The following is a 13,184-nucleotide window of genomic DNA, read 5'->3' as shown; positions in this document are numbered from 1 at the left end:
GCCGGCGAACCGTGCGGATTCGTAGACTGGGCGGATCACGCACGGAGGGGGAGGCATGCAACCGCTCGACGAGAAGGCCGTTCGCACGCTCTTCGGCAATGCGAACGCCTCGGAGCTCGAGCAGCTCGCGCTCCCCGTGCGCTTCTTCGTGACCGAGTGGGCGCCGCTCGACGCCTTCGGCTGGCGCGACCCGCGGATTCCGTCGCGCGGCTACCTCGTCACCGAACTCGAGGGGATGCCGGTCGGCGTGGTGCTCCGGGCAGCCGACCGCACCGGCTCGCATCATCGGGCGGCCATCTGCAACCTCTGCCACACGCATCAGCCCGGCGACCAGGTCGAGCTCTTCTCGGCGCGACGAGCCGGGGCGGCGGGTGAGCGCGGCGACAGCATCGGCACCTACATCTGCGCCGATCTCGCGTGTCAGGAGACGGTGCGACTCGGCCGCCCGCCCGCCCCGTCGGAGGTGCTGCCGAGTGCGCACGAGCTCGAGCGCATCGAGGGGCTCGCGCGTCGGACGCGCGCGTTCGTCGCCGACGTGCTCGGCGTCGCCTGAGGCGGCGAGCCGCGCGTTCGGGTCAGGCGTCAGACCGCGGCATCGGGAACGGGGGCGAGCGTCGGCCGCTTCGCCGTGCGCCCGTCGCCCGACGAACGGCCGGTGAGTCGCCGACCGATCCACGGCAGCACGAACTCGCGGTAGTACGCGGCCGTGTTGCGGCTCCTCGGCCCCGCGGGCGCCGCGGCGACCTCTTCGACGCCCCACTCGACCGGCACGGCCACGCCGAGCCCCGTCAGCACGTTGCTCGCGACCCGAGCGTGTCCGAGGGCGTTCAGGTGCAGCTTGTCGGGCGACCAGTAGCGGATGTCGCGGAGGCCCACGTCGTTGAAGTTGTCGACGAAGGTGACGCCGGGGCGGTCGGCGAGGTCGACGAGCGCCGCCGTGAGGCGGGCACCGCGGGCGTCGAACACCTTGCCCATGGGAAGGTGTTCGGTCGGGTTCGCACCGCTCAGCATGAGCACGTGGATGCCCTCGGCGCGGATGCGCTCGATCGCGTCGCGGAAGCGCGAGGCCGTGACCTGCTCGTCCATGCGGGGGCGCAGCATGTCGTTGCCGCCGCCGTTGAAGCTCAGGAGCTCGGGCCGCAGCGCGATCGCGGGGGCGAGCTGCTCGTCGATGATCGGGCCGAGCTTGCGGCCGCGGATCGCGAGGTTGGCGTACCCGATGGGCTCGCGCGCCGCGGCGGCGAGCCCGATCGCCACGAAGTCGGCCCAGCCGCGCACGGAGCCGTCGGGCAACTCGTCGCCGACGCCCTCGGTGAAGCTGTCGCCGATGGCCGCGTAGGAGTGGAACATGCCTCCACGCTATCGCGGGCCACCGGCAGGGCGGTCGAGCCGCCGCTGCCCAGCCGTCGGCGCTCGGCGCTCAGCCGGCCGGCTGCTCGTGCTCGATCTCGCAGTCGGCGCCGGGGAAGAGCAGCGTCTCGTGGCCGTCGTCGAACCGCACGAGGTAGGGCGGGCCGCCGTCTTCGCCGCGGATCTCGAGGATCTCGCCGCGGCGGGTGGCCTGGCCGACCAGCTTGCCGTGGATGATGAGGCGTTCTCCGACGGTTGCGTGCATCGCGTCCTCCTCCGAGTCCCTCCAGCGTACGCCGGTGCGTGGGCGGACGGTAGGGCGGCACGCGGGCCCGGAACGGGCCGCGGGCGACCCTTCCCCTGGGCGCGTTCGGCGGCTAGGGTGACGGGAGTGGGTCAAACGTCCCACTTCGAGCAGAGCGGATGCCGCGGCATCCGCTCATCGCCCCCTGCCGACGAACAGCGAGGTTCCCCATGGCCGAAGCCACCACCCCCGACCGCACGGCCGAGACGCTGGCCTTCCCGCAGGGATTCCGCTGGGGCGCCGCCACCGCGGCCTTCCAGATCGAGGGGTGGACGAGCGAGGGCGGCCGTGGCGAGTCGATCTGGGATGTCTTCACCCGCACGCCCGGCCTCGTGATCGACGGCTCGAACGCCGAGCTCGCGGCCGACAGCTACCGGCGCTACCGCGACGACGTCGCGCTGCTCGCCGGACTCGGCGCCGACGACTACCGCTTCTCGATCTCCTGGCCGCGCGTGCAGCCCGGCGGCTCGGGCCCGGCCAACGAGGCGGGGCTCGCGTACTACGACCGGCTCGTCGACGAACTGCTCGCCGCCGGCATCGCGCCGGTGCCGACGCTCTACCACTGGGACCTCCCGCAGGAGCTCGAGGCGGCCGGCGGCTGGCTGAACCGCGACACGGCGTACCGTCTCGCCGACTACGCGGGGCTCGTGGTCGACCGCCTCGGCGATCGGGTGCGCCGCTGGATCACCCTCAACGAACCGGCGATGACGACCCTGCAGGGCTACGCGCTCGGCAGCCAGGCACCGGGCCACGCCCTCATGATGGGCTCGCTGCCGACCGCGCACCACCAGTTGCTCGCGCACGGGCTCACGGTCGCCGCGATCCGCGAGCGCGGCGACGCAGAGGTCGGCATCACGAACAACCACACGCTCGTGGTGCCCGCGACGGATGCCCCGGCCGACCAGTTCGCCGCCGGCGCCTTCGACCTCATCTACAACCGCATCTTCGCCGACCCCGTGCTCACGGGCGCCTACCCCGACCTCTCGGGCTTCGGCCTCGAGGCGATGCCCGGCCTCGAGCCCGGCGACCTCGAACTGATCGGCGCCCCCATCGACTTCTACGGCATCAACTTCTACAACCCGACGCGCGTGGCCGCGCCGGCCGAGGGCTCCGAGTTCGCCGCGGCGGGCCTGCCGTTCGAGCCCGTCGACTTCGAGGGCGTGCCGACCACGGGCTTCGACTGGCCGATCATGCCCGAGACGTTCACCGAGCTGCTCGTCTCGTTCGCCCGCGACTACGGCGACCGCCTGCCGCCCGTCGTCATCACCGAGAACGGCGCGTCGTTCCCCGACGAGGTCGTCGGCGGCGCGGTGACCGGGGCGGTGCACGACGAGCAGCGCGTCGGCTACCTCGACGAGCACATCGCGGCCGTGCGGCGCGCGATCGACCTGGGCGTCGACGTGCAGGGCTACTACCTGTGGTCGCTCACCGACAACTTCGAGTGGGCCGAGGGGTACACGCAGCGCTTCGGGCTCGTGCACATCGACTTCGAGACCGGCGAGCGCACGCCGAAGGACTCGTACGCCTGGTACCGCGACCGCATCGCGAGCTCGCGGTAGCGCTCGAGGCGCCTAGTCGACGGCGAGGAGCGCCGCCCACAGGTCGGCGCGGGCGTGGAAGCCCGACAGGTCGCGGCCGAGCAGCCGCTCGGCGAGCGCGATGCGGCTCCGCACGGTGTGCCGGTGCACGCCGAGCGCCTGCGCGGTGGCGTCGAACTGGCCGCCGTGCTCGAGCCAGGTGCGAGTGGTCGTGAGCAGGGTCGTGCCGTTCTCGGCGTCGTGCTCGGTGAGCGGGGCGAGCGTCGCGAGCGCGACGGCGCGGGCATCGGTGCGGGCGAGGAACGCGAGCACGCCCTGCCGGCTGATCTCGTCGAACAGCACGACGCCCGAGCCCGACTCGCGGGCGCGCTCGACCGCGCGCAGCGCCTGCTCGTGGGCGAGGGCGATGCCGCCGGTGCCGATCGGGTCGGAGAGCCCGACGGGCACCTCGAACTCGGCTGCGAGCTCGTCGGCGAGGCCGGTGTCCGCCTCCTCGAGCAGCAGCACGAACTGCTCGTCGTCGCGCCCGAAGAAGAGCCGGCCCCCGCGCTCCTCGACGCGCAGCTCGAGCAGCTCGGTCAGGCGGTCGGCGGCGGTGAGCGGGGCATCCGCCACGGCGATGCGCATCGGAGACGACGGGAGCGGTCCCCACATCTCGGTCGCGACCCGCTCGGCGAGGGTCAGATCGCCGGCGAGGATGCCGCGGAGCAGCCCCGATCGCAAGTGACCGCGGGCCCGGTCGAGGTCGCGGTTCTGCTCGAGCGCGAGGCCCGCGAGGGCGATCACCGAGGTCACGACCTCGCGGCCGGCCTGGTCGAGTTCGGGGGAGTCGCCGATCGCGAGCACTCCCCGGAGCGAGCCGCCGCCGCCGAGCGTCTGCAGCGTCATCCGCTGCGGCGACTCCGTCGACTCGCCGGCGAGCAGCGTGCGGCTCGCGCGCTGGCCGCGGCGGAGCATCGAGCGCGCCTCGCCCACGACCTCGCCGAGGAGCGGCTGGCCGAGGCCGTCGACGGGCGCCTCCCGGTCGAGGGACCCCGTCGCATCGATGAGCCCGACCCAGGCGCCGAGGCGATGGGAGAGTTCGGCGAGCGTCGCCGAGAGGCCGTCGGGGCGAAGGGCCGCGAGCGAGATCGCACGCTGGGCGTTCAGCGCCCAGGCCTGTCGCGCGAAGGCGTCTTCGGCGATGAGGTCGGCGACCGTGCGGGCGATCGCGATGAACGGCACCCGGTAGGGCACCTCGAAGAGGGGCAGGCCCTGTGCGGCGCAGGCCTCGACGAGCGACTCGGGGGTGCCCTCGCGGATCACCTCGGTGCCGAAGCCGAGCGCGGCGACGCCCGTCGCGCGCAGTCGCGAGACGTACGCGTCGGCGAAGCCGGCCTCGGCGTCGTCGCCGAACTGCGTACCGGTCGTCAGCAGCACGTGGCCGGCGTCGAGGAACGGCGTGGGATCGGCGAGGTCGGAGCTGTGCGCCCAGACCACGGGCGTCGAGAGCGCGCGTTCGGGCAGCTGCACGGCCGGCGTGAGCAGGCCGAGCGCGAGGTCGGGGCGGTCGAGCAGGGTCTGCACGGTCGGCTGCACTGCTGGCTCCTTCGGTGGGCTTCGACCTGCTCGACCGGCGAGACGCGCGGTGTACGCCATGTCGAAGAACTGCATCCCAAGTGTACAGGCGGGCCCTGAAGCATCCGCTCGACCCGACCTAGCATTGGCGGCACCAGCCACCGTCGTCACCCCGCATCGGAGCACACATGACTCTCGTCGACACCCCGGCCACCACGACCGGGGGACCCTCGCTCGCACAGGAGCGCCGCCTCGTCACCGCCATCCCCGGTCCCCGCTCGCAGGAGCTCATGGCTCGCAAGGCCGCAGCCGTCGCCTCGGGCGTCGGCCACACCCTGCCCATCTCGGTCGTCGCAGCCGGCGGAGGCGTCATCGTCGACGCCGACGGCAACTCGCTCATCGACCTCGGCTCGGGCATCGCCGTCACCGGAGTCGGCAACTCGGCGCCCCGCGTGGTCGAGGCCGTCACCGCGCAGCTGAACTCCTTCACCCACACGTGCTTCACCGTCTCGCCGTACGAGGGCTACGTCGCCGTCGCCGAGAAGCTCAACGAGCTCACCCCCGGCGACCACGTCAAGCGCACCGCCCTCTTCAACTCGGGCGCCGAGGCCGTCGAGAACGCGGTCAAGATCGCCCGCCACTTCACGAAGAAGCAGGCCGTCGTCGCGTTCGACCACGCCTACCACGGCCGCACGAACCTCACGATGGGGCTCACCGCGAAAAACATCCCGTACAAGAGCGGCTTCGGGCCGTTCGCCTCCGAGGTGTACCGCGCACCCCTCAGCTACCCCTTCCGCGACGGCGGCCTCTCGGGCGCCGAGGCCGCGGCCCGCGCCATCTCCGTGATCGAGAAGCAGGTCGGCGCCGAGAACCTGGCCGCGATCATCATCGAGCCCATCCAGGGCGAGGGCGGCTTCATCGTCCCGGCCCAGGGCTTCCTCCCCGCACTCGTCGAGTGGGCGCGCGCGAACGACGTCGTCTTCATCGCCGACGAGGTGCAGACCGGCTTCGCCCGCACCGGCGCCTGGTTCGCGAGCGAGCACGACGGCATCGTGCCCGACCTCGTCGTGGCGGCCAAGGGCATCGCCGGCGGCCTGCCGCTCTCGGCGGTCACCGGCCGCGCCGACATCATGGACTCCGCGATGGCCGGCGGCCTCGGCGGCACCTACGGCGGCAACCCGCTCGCCTGCGCCGCTGCGCTCGCCACCATCGAGACCTACGAGGCCGACGGCCTCATCGAGCGCGCCCGCGAGATCGGCGCCGTGCTCATCGGCCGCCTGAACGCACTGCGCACCGCAGACCCCCGCATCGGCGACGTCCGCGGACGCGGCGCCATGGTCGCGATCGAGCTCGTCGACCCCGAGACCGGCGCTCCCGACGCGGCGCTCACGGGCGCGATCGCCAAGTACGCCCACGCCAACGGCGTCGTCGTGCTCACCTGCGGCACCTACGGCAACGTCATCCGCTTCCTGCCGCCCCTCACCATCTCCGACGAACTGCTCGTCGACGGCCTCTCGGTCGTCGCGGAAGGACTGAAGAACGCATGACCGACCTCCTCGCGGCGACGACGGCGTCGACCGCAACGGATGCCTCGCCGAGCCCGCTCATCGCAGCAGGCTCCGCCGCGCAGCACATCGCAACGCCCCTCACCGACGCGCGCGCCCAGCTCGCCGAGGCGGTGGGCCTGCTCGGCTACACCGACGGACTGCACCAGATGCTCGCGACCCCGCGTCGCGAGCTCACGGTCGCGGTGCCGCTGCGCATGGACTCGGGTGAGAGCCGGCTCTACATCGGCCACCGCGTGCAGCACAACTTCTCGCGAGGACCGGCCAAGGGCGGCCTGCGCTACGCGCCGAACGTGAACCTCGACGAGGTCCGGGCGCTCGCGATGTGGATGACCTGGAAGTGCGCCCTGCTCGACGTGCCGTACGGCGGCGCGAAGGGCGGACTCGCGATCGACCCCCGCGAGCACTCCAAGGCCGAGCTCGAGCGCGTGACACGTCGCTACACGAGCGAGATCCTGCCGATCATCGGCCCGGAGCGCGACATCCCCGCGCCCGACATCGGCACCGACGAGCAGACGATGGCCTGGATCATGGACACCTACTCCGTGACCAGCGGCTACACGGTGCCCGGCATCGTGACCGGCAAGCCCATCGCGCTCGGCGGTTCGCAGGGGCGGGCGAGCGCGACCTCGCGTGGGGTGACCCACATCGCGCTCGCCGCGCTCCGCCACCGGGGCATCGAACCGTCGCGCGCCAGCGCGGCGGTGCAGGGCTTCGGCAAGGTCGGTGCGGATGCCGCGCGGTTCCTCGCAGAGTCCGGCGTCACCGTCGCCGGGGTCAGCGACCAGTACGGCGCCGTGTTCAACGCCGCGGGCCTCGACATCGAGGCGCTCTCCGACCACGTGCGCGCCACCGGTTCGGTCGTCGGCTTCGCCGGCGCCGAGGCGATCGACGGCGCACAGCTCATCACGCTCGACGTCGACCTGCTCGTGCCGGCCGCCGTCGAGGGCGTGCTGCACGAGGGCAACGCGGCGACCGTGCGGGCCACCGTCATCGTCGAGGGCGCGAACGGCCCGACGACGCCCGGTGCCGACCGGATCCTCCGCGAGAACGACGTGCTCGTCGTGCCCGACATCCTCGCGAACGCGGGCGGCGTCATCGTCTCGTACTTCGAGTGGGTGCAGGCGAACCAGGCCTACTGGTGGCGCGCCGACGAGGTGGAGTCCAGACTGGAGGAGCGGATGCTCAGCGCGTGGCAGCACGTGCTGGGCTACGCCGAGGCGCGGGGGCTCTCGCTTCGCACCGCCGCGACGGCGCTCGCCGTCGAACGCGTCGCCGAAGCGCACAAGCTGCGCGGGCTCTACCCCTGATCCGACACCGTCCTCCCGAGTCGCCCGTCTCCATACGGAACCGGGCGACTCGGAGACATCCGGACCCGCAGCACTCCGCATGAAATGCACGAACCATCGAACGGGAAGTCACACATGACGAACGCAACGCTTGAAGCCACGGTGCTCGACAAGGTCGAGACCGGCCTCTTCATCGCCGGCGAGTGGGTGCCGGCCGAGGGCGGCAAGACCCTCGCCGTCATCGACCCCGCCACCGGCGAGACCATCAAGGAGATCGCCGACGCCTCGGTCGCGGACGGCCTCAAGGCCCTCGATGCGGCCGTCGCCGTGCAGGACGAGTGGGCGGCCACCGCACCCCGTGTCCGCGGCGAACTGCTGCGTCGCGCGTTCGACCTGCTGCAGGAGCGCAAGGAGGAGTTCGCGCTCCTCATGACGATGGAGATGGGCAAGCCGCTCGCCGAGGCGCGCGGCGAGGTCGCCTACGGCGGCGAGTTCCTCCGCTGGTTCAGCGAGGAGGCCGTGCGCATCTCGGGCCGCTACGGCCTGAACCCCGAGGGCACCGGCCACATGGTCGTCTCGCAGCGCCCCGTCGGCCCCTCGTTCTTCATCACCCCGTGGAACTTCCCGCTCGCGATGGCGACCCGCAAGATCGCGCCCGCGCTCGCGGCCGGCTGCACCGTCGTCATCAAGCCCCCGGCACTCACCCCGCTCACGACGATCGCGTTCGTGCAGCTCCTCGAAGAGGTGGGCCTGCCCAAGGGCGTCGTGAACGTCATCGCGACGTCGACCTCCTCGGCCGTCTCCGGCCCGATCATCGAGGACCCGCGCCTGCGCAAGCTCAGCTTCACCGGTTCGACCGGCGTCGGCCGTGCCCTCATGAAGCAGGCGGCCACGGGCATCCTCCGCACCTCGATGGAACTCGGCGGCAACGCCCCGTTCGTCGTCTTCGGCGACGCCGACCTCGACAAGGCGGTCGACGGCGCGATGCTCGCGAAGTTCCGCAACATCGGCCAGGCCTGCACCGCGGCGAACCGCTTCATCGTGCACGAGTCGGTCGCCGCCGAGTTCTCGAAGCGCGTCGCCGAGCGCGTCGCCGGCTTCTCGGTCGGCCGCGGCACCGAGGACGGCGTCAACATCGGCCCGCTGATCGACGACAAGGCGGTCGCCACGACCGACGAGCTCGTGCAGGACGCGGTCGGCAAGGGCGCGAAGATCCTCACCGGCGGCACCGTGATCGTCGGCGCGGGCACGTTCTACGCACCCACGGTGCTCGGCGACGTCTCGGCCGACGCCCGACTCCTCAAGGAGGAGATCTTCGGCCCGGTGCTCGGCATCACCACCTTCTCGACCGAGGACGAGGCCGTGCGCCTCGCCAACGACACCGAGTACGGCCTCGTCTCCTACGTCTTCACGCAGGACCTGGCGCGCGGCCAGCGCATGATCGAGAAGCTCGCCACGGGAATGATGGGCCTGAACACCGGCCTCGTCTCGAACGCGGCCGCGCCGTTCGGCGGCATCAAGCAGTCGGGCATCGGCCGCGAGGGCGGGCTCGAGGGCATCCACGAGTACCTCGATACGAAGTACACGCTCATCCCCGTGAGCTGAACCGACTGAGCGGATGCCGCAGCTCGCGCCGCGGCATCCGCTCGCCCGGGTCTCGACACGGCCCAGACCGGACGACCCGACCAGCACGACAACCGAAGGAAGTACCTGCACATGGAACGCATCGACTGCGACGTCGTCATCGTCGGCGCCGGGGCCTCGGGCCTCACCGCCGCCACCAAGCTGAAGGACGCCGGCAAGTCCGTCGTCGTGCTCGAGGCGCGCGACCGCATCGGCGGCCGCCTCTGGACCGACGACATCGACGGCGCGATGCTCGAGATCGGCGGCCAATGGGTCTCGCCCGACCAGGACGCGCTCATCGAGACGCTCGGCGAACTCGGCCTCGAGACGTACGAGCGCTACCGCGAGGGCGAGAACGTCTACATCGCCGAGAACGGCGAGCGCCGTCTCTTCGAGGGCGACATCTTCCCGGTGCCGGCCAGGACCGAGGGCGAGATCGTCGGCCTCATCGAGAAGCTCGACGCCCTCGTCGCCGAGATCGACCCCGACGCGCCGTGGGCGCACCCGCGCGCGAAGGAGCTCGACGAGGTCTCGTTCGCCGAGTGGCTGGGCACCCAGACCGACGACGAAGAGGCGAAGCTCAACATCGGCATGTTCATCGCCGGTGCCATGCTCACCAAGCCCGCGCACGCGTTCTCGGCGCTGCAGGCGCTGCTGATGGCAGCATCCGCCGGCTCGTTCTCGAACCTCGTCGACGCCGACTTCATCCTCGACAAGCGCGTCGTGGGCGGCCTCCAGCAGGTGCCGCTGCGGCTCGCCGAGCGCCTCGGCGACGCCGTGCGCACCGGCCAGGCCGTGCGCACCATCCGCTGGACGCCGGATGCCCCCGATGCCGGGGTCGTCGCGGTCACCGACTCCATCGAGGTGCACGCGAAGCACGTCGTGCTCGCACTGCCGCCGATCCTCATCAGCCGCATCTCGTACGAGCCGCCGCTGCCCCGTCGCCAGCACCAGATGCACCAGCACCTCTCGATGGGCTTCGTCATCAAGGTGCACGCCGTCTACGAGACGCCGTTCTGGCGCGAGCAGGGCCTCTCGGGCACCGCGTTCAGCCCCTATGAGCTCTGCCACGAGGCGTACGACAACACGAACCACGGCGACCCCCGCGGCACGCTCGTCGGCTTCGTCTCCGACGAGGAGGCCGACGGCGTGTTCACGCTCTCGGCCGAGGAGCGGAAGGCCCGGATCCTCGAGTCGATGTCGCACTACTACGGCCCCGAGGCGCTGAACCCGGTCGTCTACTACGAGAGCGACTGGGGCTCCGAGGAGTGGACCCGCGGCGCGTACGCGGCGAGCTTCGACATGGGCGGACTCGCGCGGTACGGCGCCGACCTCCGCACGCCCGTCGGGCCGATCCACTTCTCGTGCTCCGACATGGCGGGCAAGGGCTACCAGCACGTCGACGGCGCGATCCGCGTCGGTCGCGAGGTCGCCGACGAGATCCTCGGCGCGAGCTGATGGTCTCCCGCATCGTCGTCGGCTACACGGCGAACGAATCCGGTGCCGACGCGCTCGCCCTCGGCGGGCGACTCGCGGCGGCCAGTGAGGCGCTCCTCGAAGTCGTGATGGTGCTTCCGATCGAGGCGCGCGGCGCCGTCGTGCCGCCCGACACGGGATACGAGCGCCACCTCAAGGAGCGCTCGCGGGGCTGGCTGGCCGAGGCATCCGCTCGCCTGGGCGACGGCGTCGAGCAGGCGCTGCACATCCGCTACGCCGAGTCGTTCGCCGAGGGCCTCGTGGCCGCCGCGCACGAGTTCGGCGCCTCGCTCATCGTCGTCGGCGCGGCCCGCGGCGGGTTGCTCGGTCGTTCGCGCATCGGCTCGGTCGCCAACGACCTGCTGCACGCGTCCGACGTGCCCGTGGCGCTCGCGCCGGCGGGCTCCCGCGAGATGCCGGTCTCGGTCGGCGTCACCCGCATCACGGGTGCGGTCGGCACGCGTTCGGGTGCGGGATCGGTGCTCGACATCTCGGTGCGACTCGCCCGCGTGACGCACGCGCCGCTGCGGCTCGTCTCGCTCGTCTCGATCGACCTGCCGGCCGGCATGGACGAGGAGCTCGCCTCGCTCGCGAGCACCGCCCACGCCGACGACGTGCTCGAGGCGGCGCGACGTGCGCTGCCCGTCGGCACCTCGGCCACCGCGGTCGTCGCCTCCGGCGACACGATCGAACAGGCGGTCGCCGCACTCGAGTGGCACGCCGGCGAGATCGTCATCGTCGGATCGAGCCGCCTCGCGACCCACAGCCGACTCTTCCTGGGCTCGACGGCATCGAAGATGCTGCGCGAGCTGCCGGTGCCGATGATCGTCGTGCCGCGCTCCACCTCCTGAAGGACCATGCAATGACGCACCAAGAACCCCACCAGCACCACACCGAACCGCATGCGCCGCTGACCACGGCGAGCGCCGCGGTCGACGGCTCCGACGCCGGGCTGTCGAAGAAGGGGCTGTCGGCGGGTTCGGTCGGCCTCATCGGCGCGATCGTCATCGGCATCTCGTGCATCGCGCCCGCCTACACCCTGACCGGCGCCCTCGGGCCGACCGTCGCCGAGGTCGGCACGCAGCTTCCCGCGATCTTCCTGCTCGGCTTCATCCCGATGCTGCTCGTCGCGTTCGGGTACCGCGAGCTCAACAACGCGATGCCCGACTCCGGCACCTCGTTCACGTGGGCGACTCGGGCCTTCGGGCCGTGGATCGGCTGGATGGCCGGGTGGGGCCTGATCGCGGCGACGATCGTGGTGCTCTCGAACCTCGCGGGCATCGCGGTGGAGTTCTTCTACCTCGCGCTCGCGCAAGCGTTCAACAACCCCGACATCGCCTCGCTCGTCGGCAACCCGTTCGTGAACGTCGCGACCTGCCTCGTGTTCATCCTCGGCGCCACGCTCATCTCGTACCGCGACATGCAGACGACGCAGAAGGTGCAGTACTGGCTCGTCGGCTTCCAGCTGCTCGTCATGATCGGCTTCGGCGTCGCCGCGTTCTGGCACGTCGCCAACGGCACGGCGTTCGACCCGACGCAGGTCGAGCTCAGCTGGTTCAACCCGTTCGAGGTGGGCTCGTTCAGCGCCGTCGTCGCGGGCCTCTCGGTCTCGCTGTTCGTGTTCTGGGGCTGGGACGTCACCCTCACCATGAACGAGGAGACGAAGGGCTCGCGCACGACGCCCGGCCGCGCTGCGACCCTCACCGTCACGATCGTCGTGGCGATCTACCTCTTCGTCGCGATGGGGGCGCTCGCGTTCGCCGGCATCGGCGAGACCGGTGTCGGACTCGGCAATCCCGAGATCCAGGAGAACGCGTTCTTCTACCTCTCCGGTCCGATCCTCGGCCCGCTCGCGATCCTCATGTCGCTCGCGGTGCTCTCGAGCTCGGCGGCCTCGCTGCAGTCCACGTTCGTGTCGCCGGCGCGCACGCTCCTCGCGATGGGCCACTACGGCGCCCTGCCCGAGAAGTTCGCGCGGGTGAGCCCCCGCTTCTTCACGCCGGGCTACGCCACGGTGGTCTCGGCGATCGTCGCGGCCGTGTTCTACACGGTCATGCGCTTCGTGAGCGAAGACGTGCTGTGGGACACGATCACGACGCTCGGCATGATGATCTGCTTCTACTACGGCCTCACGGCGTTCGCGTGCGTGTGGTACTTCCGCAAGAAGTGGTTCGCGAGCGCACGCAACACCTTCTTCATGCTCATCGCGCCGCTCGTCGGCGGGCTGATCCTCGCGGTGCTGTTCTTCACGACGCTCATCGACTCGATGAACCCCGACTACGGCAGCGGCTCGAACATCGGCGGCGTCGGCCTCGTGTTCATCCTCGGCGTCGTGATCATCCTCACGGGCGTGGTCATCATGTTCATCCAGGCCAAGCGCCGGCCCAGCTTCTTCCGCGGCGAGTCGCTCTCGCGCGCGGTCGCAGAGGACTGAGCCGAGGGTTCAGTACAGACGAGGCCGCCCCCTGCGACACCAGGGGGC

General features: G+C 71.4%; 11 protein-coding genes. 8 read left to right on the top strand and 3 right to left on the bottom strand.

What is annotated here, in order from left to right:
• Window positions 1–55: 55 nt before the first annotated feature.
• Window positions 56–553, top strand: coding sequence for an FBP domain-containing protein (locus ACFTQE_RS11285; RefSeq protein WP_376925151.1), 498 nt, complete (start codon window positions 56–58; stop codon window positions 551–553).
• A gap of 29 nt (window positions 554–582) precedes the next feature.
• Here ACFTQE_RS11285 and ACFTQE_RS11280 read toward each other — a convergent pair whose 3' ends face one another.
• Together ACFTQE_RS11280 and ACFTQE_RS11275 are read right to left on the bottom strand one after the other, a co-directional pair.
• Window positions 583–1,350 carry an SGNH/GDSL hydrolase family protein gene (locus tag ACFTQE_RS11280; RefSeq protein ID WP_376925150.1) on the bottom strand — a complete coding sequence of 256 codons (768 nt, stop codon included), beginning with the start codon at window positions 1,348–1,350 and terminating at the stop codon, window positions 583–585.
• Window positions 1,351–1,420: 70 nt separating this feature from the next.
• The gene (locus ACFTQE_RS11275) at window positions 1,421–1,615 is read right to left on the bottom strand and encodes a DUF1918 domain-containing protein (protein WP_376925149.1); all 195 of its coding nucleotides are present in this window, start codon (window positions 1,613–1,615) and stop codon (window positions 1,421–1,423) included.
• A gap of 209 nt (window positions 1,616–1,824) precedes the next feature.
• Here ACFTQE_RS11275 and ACFTQE_RS11270 point away from each other — a divergent pair, with 209 nt between their 5' ends.
• Complete coding sequence (locus ACFTQE_RS11270) at window positions 1,825–3,213, top strand: GH1 family beta-glucosidase (RefSeq protein ID WP_376925148.1); 1,389 nt, start codon at window positions 1,825–1,827, stop codon at window positions 3,211–3,213.
• A 12-nt stretch (window positions 3,214–3,225) separates the two neighbouring features.
• Here the strand turns inward: ACFTQE_RS11270 and ACFTQE_RS11265 are convergent, their stop codons facing one another.
• Window positions 3,226–4,770: a PucR family transcriptional regulator gene (locus ACFTQE_RS11265; protein ID WP_376925147.1), complete on the bottom strand. Its 1,545-nt coding sequence runs from the start codon at window positions 4,768–4,770 to the stop codon at window positions 3,226–3,228.
• Window positions 4,771–4,937: 167 nt separating this feature from the next.
• On the opposite strand from ACFTQE_RS11265, the gene gabT reads away from it, so the two are divergent.
• The 6 genes from gabT to ACFTQE_RS11235 all read left to right on the top strand — a co-directional run bounded on the left by gabT (window position 4,938) and on the right by ACFTQE_RS11235 (window position 13,136).
• Entirely contained in the window at window positions 4,938–6,296 is a 1,359-nt protein-coding gene (gabT, locus tag ACFTQE_RS11260; RefSeq protein WP_376925146.1) for a 4-aminobutyrate--2-oxoglutarate transaminase, read from the top strand.
• Window positions 6,293–7,624: a Glu/Leu/Phe/Val dehydrogenase gene (locus ACFTQE_RS11255; RefSeq protein ID WP_376925145.1), complete on the top strand. Its 1,332-nt coding sequence runs from the start codon at window positions 6,293–6,295 to the stop codon at window positions 7,622–7,624. Before gabT ends, ACFTQE_RS11255 begins: the two co-directional genes overlap by 4 nt.
• A gap of 114 nt (window positions 7,625–7,738) precedes the next feature.
• A complete protein-coding gene (locus ACFTQE_RS11250) occupies window positions 7,739–9,208 on the top strand; it encodes an NAD-dependent succinate-semialdehyde dehydrogenase (protein WP_376925144.1) in 1,470 nt (489 codons plus the stop codon).
• Between the two features lie 111 nt (window positions 9,209–9,319).
• The gene (locus tag ACFTQE_RS11245) at window positions 9,320–10,684 is read left to right on the top strand and encodes a flavin monoamine oxidase family protein (RefSeq protein ID WP_376925143.1); all 1,365 of its coding nucleotides are present in this window, start codon (window positions 9,320–9,322) and stop codon (window positions 10,682–10,684) included.
• The gene (locus ACFTQE_RS11240; RefSeq protein ID WP_376925142.1) at window positions 10,684–11,553 is read left to right on the top strand and encodes a universal stress protein; all 870 of its coding nucleotides are present in this window, start codon (window positions 10,684–10,686) and stop codon (window positions 11,551–11,553) included. The genes ACFTQE_RS11245 and ACFTQE_RS11240 overlap by 1 nt, the downstream gene beginning before the upstream one ends.
• Window positions 11,554–11,564: 11 nt before the next feature.
• Window positions 11,565–13,136, top strand: coding sequence for an APC family permease (locus ACFTQE_RS11235; RefSeq protein ID WP_376925141.1), 1,572 nt, complete (start codon window positions 11,565–11,567; stop codon window positions 13,134–13,136).
• Window positions 13,137–13,184 lie beyond the last annotated feature (48 nt).

The sequence above is a fragment of the Agromyces sp. NPDC056965 genome, from assembly GCF_042673425.1.
Classification (GTDB): domain Bacteria; phylum Actinomycetota; class Actinomycetes; order Actinomycetales; family Microbacteriaceae; genus Agromyces.
Note: the sequence above shows the minus strand (reverse complement) of the source record. Positions and strands in the feature narration are given on the sequence as shown.

Bases quoted from the DNA above. Each gene is read 5' to 3' on its own strand.
- ACFTQE_RS11245 (WP_376925143.1), top strand. From the start codon at position 9,320: ATGGAACGCATCGACTGCGACGTCGTCATCGTCGGCGCCGGGGCCTCG.
- ACFTQE_RS11235 (WP_376925141.1), top strand. From the start codon at position 11,565: ATGACGCACCAAGAACCCCACCAGCACCACACCGAACCGCATGCGCCG.
- ACFTQE_RS11270 (WP_376925148.1), top strand. From the start codon at position 1,825: ATGGCCGAAGCCACCACCCCCGACCGCACGGCCGAGACGCTGGCCTTC.
- gabT (WP_376925146.1), top strand. From the start codon at position 4,938: ATGACTCTCGTCGACACCCCGGCCACCACGACCGGGGGACCCTCGCTC.
- ACFTQE_RS11240 (WP_376925142.1), top strand. From the start codon at position 10,684: ATGGTCTCCCGCATCGTCGTCGGCTACACGGCGAACGAATCCGGTGCC.
- ACFTQE_RS11285 (WP_376925151.1), top strand. From the start codon at position 56: ATGCAACCGCTCGACGAGAAGGCCGTTCGCACGCTCTTCGGCAATGCG.
- ACFTQE_RS11255 (WP_376925145.1), top strand. From the start codon at position 6,293: ATGACCGACCTCCTCGCGGCGACGACGGCGTCGACCGCAACGGATGCC.
- ACFTQE_RS11280 (WP_376925150.1), bottom strand. From the start codon at position 1,350: ATGTTCCACTCCTACGCGGCCATCGGCGACAGCTTCACCGAGGGCGTC.
- ACFTQE_RS11275 (WP_376925149.1), bottom strand. From the start codon at position 1,615: ATGCACGCAACCGTCGGAGAACGCCTCATCATCCACGGCAAGCTGGTC.
- ACFTQE_RS11250 (WP_376925144.1), top strand. From the start codon at position 7,739: ATGACGAACGCAACGCTTGAAGCCACGGTGCTCGACAAGGTCGAGACC.